The organism is Hydrogenophaga sp. (assembly GCF_048549895.1).
In the GTDB taxonomy this organism is placed as follows: Bacteria; Pseudomonadota; Gammaproteobacteria; order Burkholderiales; family Burkholderiaceae_C; genus Hydrogenophaga.
In genome coordinates, this window is record NZ_JBLYYB010000158.1 from 1 (window position 1) to 4,674 (window position 4,674).

A 4,674-nucleotide genomic window follows, 5' to 3' on the forward strand; every position below is an offset into this window, starting at 1 on the left:
AATACCGCCCTGACACAACTCCCAAAAAGGAACTCACCATGAACCGCAACACCAAAATCTCCGCGCTCTTGCTCGCTGCTGGCCTGGCCACGGCTGGTTCGCTGGCCTTTGCAAAGGCCAATGAAAACGACGCAGTCACCGATCTGGCCAAGGCCAAGATCTCACTGAGCCAGGCCATCACGGCTGCTGAAGCACACGCCACCGGCAAAGCCGCAAAGGCCGAGCTGGAGAGCGAGCGCGGCGCTCTGCACTACGAGGTGGAGGTCGTCACGGCCGACGCCAAGGTCTTCGATGTCAAGGTCGACGCTGCCGACGGCAAGGTCCTGTCCAGCCAGCTCGACAAGGCCGACCAGGGCAACGACAAAGACGACTCTTGATCGAACACGGGGAGAGGGGAAACCCACTCCCCGTTCCGTAAGGAACGATCATGAACAACAGTGAACGATATCTTTTGGGGCGCCTCATCCGGCGCATCTTTCAAGTGCCGGTAGGTCCTCGGGACGATGAGGCTGCGATACTGGCGTCTGCGCTGCAGAAGACCCGCGAGGATATTGTGTATTTGCTGCTGCAGCGGTGCCTCGTGCTCGAGATGGTCATAGAGCAGCGACGTCTCCCTGGCATTGGCACGGATGGTGGTTTTGATGTGGCTACCGCGCCTACCGCTCGAAGTTCTCCCCACCTGAATGGCGTGTTCAGTGAATCTTTCGATGAGGAGCGACCGTTGCGTGTTCACGAGCTGGACAGCCTCTTTGTCAAGCAGGCAATCGAAGAATTCGTTCGTGAAAGCCTGCCCCAGGAATCAAATCAATTTGATCCACGAAACATTTGAGCGTGCCTGCTGGGGGATTCATGCAAACGGGCGTGTTCTTACGTAGGCATCGTGTCAACGTGGAGGACGGCGGGCCCCCCGTCATGTTTGTGGTTTGTATGGAGACTTCAAGTGAGACTTCTATTGGTTGAAGACGACAAGATGATCGGCGAGGTGGTGCTTGATCTCCTGCGCTCTGAACACTACGCGGTTGATTGGGTGAAGGATGGCGACATGGCATCCACGGCCTTGCGAACGCAGACCTACGATCTGATCGTGCTCGACCTGGGACTGCCGCGCCTTGATGGGTTGTCTGTGCTTCGAGCGCTGCGCGCTCGCAAGGATCGCACCCCCGTTCTGATTGCAACTGCACGCGATTCGCTTTTTCAGCGAATCGAAGGACTTGATGCGGGAGCAGATGATTACGTGTTGAAGCCCTTTGAACTCGATGAACTGTTGGCTCGAATCCGGGCACTACTGCGGCGCGCTTCTGGTCGTGCCGAGCCTGTCTACGAGCACAAAGGTGTCTGTATCAATCCCGCTTCACGGGAGGTGACGTCAAATGGGGTGCCCGTCGTGCTTTCCGCCCGTGAATGGGCGGTACTCGAGCCATTGTTGGCCAGACCGGGCATGGTGCTCTCACGCACACAGCTTGAAGAAAAGCTCTACGGCTGGAAGGACGAGATCAGCAGCAACGCTGTGGAGGTGTACATCCATGGGCTGCGAAAAAAGCTCGGCGCAGAGTTGATCCAAAACGTGAGAGGCGTCGGATACATGGTGCCCAAGGAGTGAGTTACAAATGCCGCTGAAGATCTCCAACTCTTTGCGAACACGTCTGCTGATCCTGTTGTCGGCCGCAATCGTGCTGACTGCACTTGCACAGGCGTTGATCGCGTATCAGACCGCCAGGTCGGAGGCTGACGAAATCTTCGACTACCACATGCAACAGATGGCGATCATGCTGGGCAGTGGGATCACATTGAAGGGCGGCAGCCCGGATGCGCAGGTTCAACACGATGAGGAAGGCTTCGATTTTGTCGTTCAGGCGTGGACTGCAGATGGAATCAACGTCTACCGGACTCATCAAAGCATGCTGCCGCAGGTTGGGGTATCGGGATTTGCTGAAGTCACGTTGGACGATGGGAGATACAGGGTGTTTGCCACGAAGGTGGGTGTGATCAATGTGCAGGTTGCACAAGATTTGGACGCACGCTTGGAGATGGCCCGCAAGCTTGCACTGCGCACTGTTGTGCCAATTGTGTTGATTGCGCCCATGCTCATGCTGCTGGTTTGGGTGGTTGTGGGCGCGTCGTTGAAGCCAGTCCTGCTCGCGAGCAGACAGGTTGCATTGCGCCAGGCCGATGAGTTGGAAAAGCTGGAGGAGGCGACCCTGCCAGATGAGATCAGGCCGCTGGTCCATGAGCTCAATCTGCTGTTTGCGCGCGTCCGCAAGGCTTTCGATGCACAACAGCGATTCGTGGCGGACGCCGCGCACGAATTGCGCTCACCGCTGGCGGCGCTCAAGCTGCAGTTGGAGGGACTGAGGCGGTCTGCGGACACCAGCACCCGGGACATTGCAATGGGTCGATTGACATCAGGTATCGATCGGGCGACGCGCTTGGTGGAGCAGCTTCTGGTGCTCGCAAGGCACGAGGAAGGCATCGTAAACAGCATGCCCCGAGAGTACCTGCCGTTGACTGAGTTTACAAAACAGGCGGTTGCAGATGTTGCCGCGCTGGCCCGAGAGCGCTCCATCGACATCGGCATCACCACCGCAGACGAGGGCTCAATTCTCGTCGCAAAGGATGCATTGGGCATTCTTCTTGGCAATGTGTTGAGCAATGCCATCAAATACACCCCAGACGGAGGAACGGTGGACGTTGCGGTGGTTCGAACGGCAAGCGAGCTGCAGCTCCGAATTGAGGACAGCGGCCCTGGCATCCCATCATCGGAGCGCGAGCGAGTCCTGGATCGTTTTTACCGAATCGCGGGCGCTAGCGCTTCTGGAAGTGGCCTGGGTCTGTCGATCGTCAAGAGCATTGTCGAGTTTCACGGAGCATCGCTCTCTCTCTCAGAATCAGAGAAGCTGGGAGGGCTGAAAGTCTGCATTGCCTTCCGACTTGAGCTTTGACGCGCGATCGGCGTTTATGATGCATCATGCTCCGAGGACTTGCTGGTCGTTGAGAGCAGTGCTTTGTGCTTGACGCCGAAAAGCAGCAGGATGGCTGCTGACAATGCGCAACTGCCCGAGAAGAGGAATGCCGCCCACGGGGCGATGGACTGGTAGATCCAGCCAAAGACGATTGAGGCTGGAAGCAGAAAGATGCCGGTCACCAAATTGAACCAGCCGAAGGCCGTGCCCGCGCGATGGGCGGGCGCCAGGTCAGCCACGAACGCCTTCTCGACCCCCTCTGTCGCCGCCATGAACAGGCCATAGAAACCGAACAAGGCAAACAGCATCCATCCACCGGTGTCGAGGAAACCGATCGCAAAGTAGAAGACCGCATAGGCAACGTAACCAACGATCAACAGCCTCACTCGGCCCAGCCGGTCTGACAGAGCCGACAGTGGGGTTGAGAACAACATCGCGACTGCGGAAACCGCAGCCCAAAGCAGTGGAATCTGAGCCTGTGGGACTCCCAGTTCATTGGCGCGCAGCAACAAAAACATGTTGGACGAATTGCCCAGGGTGAACAGTGCCACCACGAACAGGTAACGTTTGAACAACGCAGGCATGTCCCGCAGCCGCCAGTCGAACGGAGGCCTGGACGTGAGCGGTGCCGCCTTTGGCTCTCGGACGGCAAGTGCCAATCCCACACAGAGGGCAGCCGGGATGGCGGACCACAAAAATATGTCCTTGAGCGGAACATGGGAAGCCAGCAATGCAAAGGCGAGAATGGGGCCAATGACGGCACCTGCGTTGTCCATGGCACGGTGCAATCCGAACGCCAAGCCACGCTGATCGGGACCAACGCTGGCCGCCAGAAGTGCATCCCTGGGCGAACTTCGCAGGCCCTTGCCTACCCTGTCGGCAAAACGGATGGCCAGCAGAAGAGGCCAACTGCTTGCAAAGGCGATCAGAGGGCGACCGACACCGGCCAAACCATACCCGAACACGATCCAGGGCTTTGACCGTCGCGACCGGTCCACGACCACCCCGGAGAACAGCTTGAGCAGACTCGCTGTTGCTTCTGCGATCCCTTCAATGATTCCCAGTGCCCGCGGACCTGCCATCAACACGGACGCAAGATAGAGCGGCACCAGTGGGTACAGCATTTCGCTGGCGCTATCGTTGACCAGGCTGATGAGTCCGATCACCCAAACTGTTCGAGGAAGAGTGAAGATTGCTTTGAGCATGCAAGATGTCCGCTAGGCTGAGTTCCCGCTGAGAACTGCGAAGGAATTTCCCTGAAGCAACCAGGCCACTCACCAAAACGGTGGTGAGTTGTGGCGAGCTATACCAGTCCAATTGCCGCTACTTTTTTTGTGGAAGCTCTCGGATGATTCTCAAGCGAGGCTGCCCGCAAAAACGTTGACTGCCATGGCGAGCACAATCAAATTGAATGCGAAAGAAAGCAGCCCATGCAAAAGCGTCAGTCTGCGCATGCGTCGACCGGTGACTGCGACGTCTGAAACCTGTGAAGTCATACCGACAATTGCCGAGAAGTAGACAAAATCAAGGTAGTCGGGGTCATTACCTCCGGGAAAGTTCAGCCCACCTTCGGTTTGCCCCCCATCCTGACCTTGCTGATAAAACACGCGTGCATAGTGCAACGCAAAAGCTGTCTGCAGCAATAACCAGGACGCTGCCAGCGACAGCATGGCGATTGCAAGGTAACCCCAGCGCGCCAAGCCCTGCATGGCTC

General features: G+C 57.5%; 6 protein-coding genes. 4 read left to right on the plus strand and 2 right to left on the minus strand.

What is annotated here, in order from left to right; all coding sequences use genetic code 11:
- The 4 genes from ACN4F8_RS15510 to ACN4F8_RS15525 form a co-directional block, all read left to right on the plus strand.
- A partial coding sequence (locus ACN4F8_RS15510) for a PepSY domain-containing protein (RefSeq protein WP_419474375.1) occupies nt 1–377 on the plus strand: 377 nt, incomplete at its 5' end.
- 50 nt (nt 378–427) lie between these two features.
- Nucleotides 428–829 carry a hypothetical protein gene (locus ACN4F8_RS15515; protein ID WP_419474376.1) on the plus strand — a complete coding sequence of 134 codons (402 nt, stop codon included), beginning with the start codon at nt 428–430 and terminating at the stop codon, nt 827–829.
- Between the two features lie 111 nt (nt 830–940).
- A complete protein-coding gene (locus ACN4F8_RS15520) occupies nt 941–1,600 on the plus strand; it encodes a response regulator transcription factor (protein WP_419474377.1) in 660 nt (219 codons plus the stop codon).
- Nucleotides 1,601–1,607: 7 nt separating this feature from the next.
- Nucleotides 1,608–2,939 (plus strand): ATP-binding protein, encoded by a 1,332-nt coding sequence (locus ACN4F8_RS15525; RefSeq protein WP_419474378.1) that lies wholly within the window; start codon nt 1,608–1,610, stop codon nt 2,937–2,939.
- 14 nt (nt 2,940–2,953) lie between these two features.
- Here the strand turns inward: ACN4F8_RS15525 and ACN4F8_RS15530 are convergent, their stop codons facing one another.
- Nucleotides 2,954–4,165: an MFS transporter gene (locus tag ACN4F8_RS15530; protein ID WP_419474379.1), complete on the minus strand. Its 1,212-nt coding sequence runs from the start codon at nt 4,163–4,165 to the stop codon at nt 2,954–2,956.
- Between the two features lie 150 nt (nt 4,166–4,315).
- On the minus strand, nt 4,316–4,674 hold a 359-nt coding region (locus ACN4F8_RS15535), incomplete at its 5' end, for a DUF1345 domain-containing protein (protein WP_419474380.1).